Here is a 3,516-nt window from a genome sequence, read left to right on the forward strand (position 1 = left end):
AGATCGTTAAAGCCACGGGTGACAACAAACAGGTGCTTGTCAATGTCAAGCCTGAAGAGCTCGACACCGTGAACGGCTTCGCTTTTGTGCGTGTCACAGTGACCGTTGGCGTGGCCGCCAGCATCACATCGGCCCAGCTGCTCGGAGTCAACCCCCGTTATGCACCGGCTGACGTGGGCAATCAGGCTGCTGTGGTTCAGGTGATCTAAATGCCATTGCAACTCGTCACCCCACCTTCAGAGGAGCCGGTGTCCCTGTGGGAAGCCAAACTCCATCTGCGGGTGGATTTTGACGAGGATGACATGCTGATCGCATCGCTCATCACGGCGGCCCGTCAAGCAGCCGAGACACTGACCGGCAGGCAGTTCACCACTGCCCGATGGAAGCAAGTGCTCGACTGCTTTCCCGGACCGTCTCTGATGGGCGTACCCGCAGGTCAAGCTTTCAGCTTGCCAGGGCACGCCATTTTGTTGTTCAAGACGCCGGTGCAGTCTGTCGTCTCGATCAACTACCTGGACATGGGATCTGCGCTGCAGGTCATGCCTGGGGCCACCTACACGGTGGACACCGCCTGTGAGCCCGCACGCATCACCCCCGTGTTTGGTCAGATCTGGCCGATTTGCTTGCCGCAGATTGGTGCGGTATCGGTCACCTTTGACGCCGGGTACGGCAGCGCCGCCCAGGTGCCAGAGGGAATCAAGAGTTGGATCAAGTTGCGTGTCGGCAGCCTTTATGCCCACCGCGAAGAGATTGCAGTTCTAAGTCGCGGCCGTGTGGAAGCGCTTTCATTCATTGATGGTTTGCTTGACCCCTACAAGGTCGCTTTCGTATAAGGGCGATCCCATGAGTTCATTACGAGCGGGTCAGCTAAACCGGCGCATTACCTTGCAGCGACAAAGCAATGTGCAAGACAGCTATGGCGGTCCGGTCCGCACTTGGCTGAACGTGGCCACCGTTTGGGCCGACATACAGCCCTTGACGGGACGCGAGCTGGAAAGTGCGCATCGCATGGCCAGCGAAATCTCCCACCAAATCACGGTGCGGTATCAGGCAAGTCTGACCGATACCCGGGTGGTATCTGGATACCGCGCACTTTACAAAGCTCGGATCTTCAACATCCACGCGGCGTTGAACGAGGACGAGAGCAATGTTCTGGTCACGCTGCTGGCGTCAGAGGGTCTGGACGATGGCTAAGTACGAGAGCGTTCAGATTGAGGGCCTTGATGCTTTGGCCAAGGCTTTGAAAGAGTTGCCTGACCGAGTGGCCAAAAACGGCTTGCGAGCAGCGGTCTATGCCGGAGCCAAGCTGATCCGGGATGAAGCCAAGTTGCAAGCTCCCGTTGCAACGGGCGATCTGGGACCCAACCAGCCACCGCCAGGCACTTTGAAGCGCTCGGTGATTTTGAAACAAATCCCTGAGTTGTCGAACAAGAACAAGCAGACCTTCTTTGTCACGGTTCGGCATGGCAAGAAGTATCGCAAGCAAGGCAGACGAGGCAACCTCTCGCAAGACGCCTGGTACTGGCGCTTTGTGGAGTTCGGGACCGTAAAGATGTCCGCGCGTCCATTTCTGCGGCCTGCTTTTGACATGAAGAAAAACGATGCGCTAACGGCCATCAAGACACGGCTTGCTGAGCGCATCGAGCAAGCCGCACGCGAACTCAAAAAATGATTCAGCAAGACCTTTTCGCGGCCCTCGCAGGTGTGGCCGGGGGAAGGGTGTTTCCGAACATTGCACCCAACAACGTGCAAAAGCCCTACGCGGTCTATGCCCGTGTTTCCAGCGCGCCAGAAAACACCCTGGCCGACGGCGCACCCGTTGAGAACACCCGCCTGCAGGTGGACTGCTTTGACACCACCTACGCCGCTGCCCTGGCTTTGGCCGAGACGGTCAAAGCCGCAATGAAAAGCAGCGCCATCACCCACGTTTTGCTCCTTGAGCAAGACCAATTCGAGCCCGAGGCATTGCTGCATCGGGTGATTTTGGATTTTTCGATCTGGCACTAACTTTTAGGAGAACTCTATGCCAAGCACCGCCATCTCAGCCCAAGGCTCCACGGTCAGTATCGGCACGACCACCGGGTCGGCGCTCACCATCACTGCAGTCTCACTCACTAACCCTTGCCGGGTCACGCTTTCAGCGGTCACCGCATTGAACAAGGGCGATGTGATCACCATCGCCGGTGTCGTTGGCACCACGCAGCTCAACGGCAACAGCTTCGTTGTGCAGTACATCGAACCTACGACCAAGATCGTGACCCTCGCTGGACTGGATGCGACTGGTTATACGACTTACACCAGCGGTGGTACTGCAACCCCTGTGCAGTGGACCAAGATTTCCAACGTCAAGAGCTACAGCGGCTTTGACGGCTCGGCATCAGAGATTGAGCGAACCAACTTTGATTCGACCGCCAAGGAATTCATCTTGGGTCTCTTTGATCCTGGTGCGTTTGCCATTGAGGTCGACCAGGACAACAGCGATGCAGGCCAATTGGCGCTGATGACTGCACTTGTCACCGGTGTTGCCAAAAGTTTCAAGTTGATTTTGCCCAACGGCAACACCGCAACCTTTACCGCCTACGTGAAGAAATTCAACAGCCAGGGCGCGGTGGACCAGGCGATCCGGCGCTCGGCTGAACTGCGTATTTCCGGCTCGATCACCTGGGCCTAAGGTCTCTTGCTCAGGGAAGAGGCCGCCCACCTTGACCTTTGGCTTTGTGAAGTAGATAATGCGCTGTATTACACATGCACAGGAGTGTTACGCCATGACCGCCAGAACCATCAACGTACGCCTGCCCGAGGCGCTTTACAACCAGATCGAAGAGCTGGCCAAGGCGACCGCCCGGACCAAGAGCTTTTTGGCCATTGATGCGCTGACCAACTACGTGCAGAGTGAATCTTGGCAGATTCGTGACATTCACGAAGGCATCAAGGAGGCCGATGCAGGCGAATTCGCAACCGACAAGCAGGTCAAAGCGGTATTTGCCAAATACGGCGCTTGATTCATGTTGATCAAGTGGACCAAGACAGCGCTCGCGTCTGTTGATGAAATCGCTGGCTTCATCGCTAAAGACAACCCGACCCGCGCCACCAGCTTTGTGCTGGAGTTGCAGGCCGCTGTGACCAAACTTCAGGCCCATCCTGGCATGGGCCGGGCTGGCCGCGTCCCTGGCACGCGTGAGATGGTCCTGCATAAGAACTACATCGCCATTTACCGCGTACGTGGCGACGATGTTGAAATTTTGAGGTTGCATCACGCAGCCCGAAATCTATGAAGAACCGGGTCAGCCTCTGAAGCTGACCTTTGACCGCAAACCAACCCGCCCCTGGATAAAACCCCGGCGGGTTTTTTCATTTCTGGAGTACCTATGACATTACTTTCTAAATCCGCCATCCTTTGCGCAAACGACCTTCAAACAGAGGACGTCGATGTTCCCGAATGGGGTGGTTCCGTGCGTGTTCGCAGCTTCACCGGTCGCGAGCGTGATGCCTTTGAGGCCAGCATGGTCCGTGGCG

Annotated in this window: 7 protein-coding genes and 1 pseudogene; all 8 read left to right on the plus strand. The window is 56.7% G+C overall.

Annotated elements, in window-relative coordinates:
- A pseudogene (locus tag Q0341_RS02930) lies at positions 1-209 on the plus strand (hypothetical protein); the annotation flags it as partial.
- Positions 210-833, plus strand: coding sequence for a head-tail connector protein (locus tag Q0341_RS02935; protein ID WP_299510437.1), 624 nt, complete (start codon positions 210-212; stop codon positions 831-833).
- Positions 834-843: 10 nt separating this feature from the next.
- Complete coding sequence (locus tag Q0341_RS02940) at positions 844-1,194, plus strand: phage head closure protein (RefSeq protein WP_299510439.1); 351 nt, start codon at positions 844-846, stop codon at positions 1,192-1,194.
- Complete coding sequence (locus tag Q0341_RS02945; RefSeq protein ID WP_299510441.1) at positions 1,187-1,672, plus strand: HK97-gp10 family putative phage morphogenesis protein; 486 nt, start codon at positions 1,187-1,189, stop codon at positions 1,670-1,672. Before Q0341_RS02940 ends, Q0341_RS02945 begins: the two co-directional genes overlap by 8 nt.
- The gene (locus Q0341_RS02950) at positions 1,669-2,007 is read left to right on the plus strand and encodes a DUF3168 domain-containing protein (RefSeq protein ID WP_299510443.1); all 339 of its coding nucleotides are present in this window, start codon (positions 1,669-1,671) and stop codon (positions 2,005-2,007) included. The genes Q0341_RS02945 and Q0341_RS02950 overlap by 4 nt, the downstream gene beginning before the upstream one ends.
- A 16-nt stretch (positions 2,008-2,023) precedes the next feature.
- Complete coding sequence (locus tag Q0341_RS02955; RefSeq protein ID WP_299510444.1) at positions 2,024-2,671, plus strand: phage tail tube protein; 648 nt, start codon at positions 2,024-2,026, stop codon at positions 2,669-2,671.
- A 94-nt stretch (positions 2,672-2,765) separates the two neighbouring features.
- On the plus strand, positions 2,766-3,002 hold the full coding sequence (locus Q0341_RS02960) for a hypothetical protein (RefSeq protein WP_299510445.1): 237 nt from the start codon (positions 2,766-2,768) through the stop codon (positions 3,000-3,002).
- Between the two features lie 3 nt (positions 3,003-3,005).
- Complete coding sequence (locus tag Q0341_RS02965; RefSeq protein WP_299510446.1) at positions 3,006-3,275, plus strand: type II toxin-antitoxin system RelE/ParE family toxin; 270 nt, start codon at positions 3,006-3,008, stop codon at positions 3,273-3,275.
- Positions 3,276-3,516 lie beyond the last annotated feature (241 nt).

Origin of the sequence: uncultured Limnohabitans sp. (assembly GCF_937889215.1) — a bacterium.
In the GTDB taxonomy this organism is placed as follows: domain Bacteria; phylum Pseudomonadota; class Gammaproteobacteria; order Burkholderiales; family Burkholderiaceae_C; genus Limnohabitans_A.